The sequence below is a fragment of the Ectobacillus antri genome (genome assembly GCF_003852715.1).
GTDB lineage: Bacteria > Bacillota > Bacilli > Bacillales > Bacillaceae_G > Ectobacillus > Ectobacillus antri.
Genome location: NZ_RIAV01000069.1, coordinates 1 through 733, shown reverse-complemented (window position 1 = coordinate 733; position 733 = coordinate 1). Strand labels below are relative to the sequence as shown.

Annotated in this window: 2 protein-coding genes; both read right to left on the bottom strand. The window is 39.7% G+C overall.

Translation table 11 applies throughout. The features are described from left to right. A partial coding sequence (locus EEJ45_RS18185) for an IS66 family transposase (RefSeq protein WP_484068175.1) occupies positions 1-489 on the bottom strand: 489 nt, incomplete at its 3' end. Between the two features lie 88 nt (positions 490-577). Continuing rightward, entirely contained in the window at positions 578-733 is a 156-nt protein-coding gene (gene tnpB, locus EEJ45_RS19135; RefSeq protein ID WP_124566132.1) for an IS66 family insertion sequence element accessory protein TnpB, read from the bottom strand.

Below are 733 nucleotides of genomic sequence, written 5' to 3'. Positions count from 1 at the left end.
CTGCACTTTCAACATTTTCGCAGGGATAAATGTTGCTTCCTCGCGCACCATTGTGCTCCCAATTTCAATCATTTGTCCTTGGCAACAATCACACTGTGTATGTTCTGGATAGTGATGAATCTCTTCCACCTCTATGTCATCACGTAATGAATCGTTTCGTTTCTTTTTTGAAATGCTTCGTACAACAGTATAAGAGATTGTCTGTTGGCTTTGTTCTTCTGTGTGCTCAGGTTGGTTAAAAGACGGGTCATCATCGAATAAAGATCCTTGTCCATCCGGTGCGTTATATTTTGCTTTTTCTGTCTTTGATCCATATAAAAGCTTCGTTAACTGGCGTACTTGCTCGGTCAATGCTTCAATCTGTTTTGTTGATTGATCTAGTTTTTTTGCTAGGTCCTTGTTTTGTCGATTGGAATGAGCTAACTGTTCTTCAAGAAGTCGAATTAACTTCTCATATGCATTTTCGTTATTCGAGGAAGCCTTAACCATAAAGTGCACCATCTTCCGTTCAGTTTCGTTCCTTCTATTATACTTAGTTCATTTAATAGAAGAAAGAAGAAATAAAGATGAGGCCGATTTAAAATACACCTTTCGGTGATTGTGGAATGGCCTTTGGCTGTTGGATGGATAACCCTTCAAGAAGCCAGCGCAGCTCCTGTTGAGACAAATTGCGAACTTCTTTCTCGTTCTTAGGCCATTGAAGTTTCCCGCTATCCAAGCGTTTATAAAGCAT

Bases quoted from the DNA above. Each gene is read 5' to 3' on its own strand.
- tnpB (WP_124566132.1), bottom strand. From the start codon at position 733: ATGCTTTATAAACGCTTGGATAGCGGGAAACTTCAATGGCCTAAGAAC.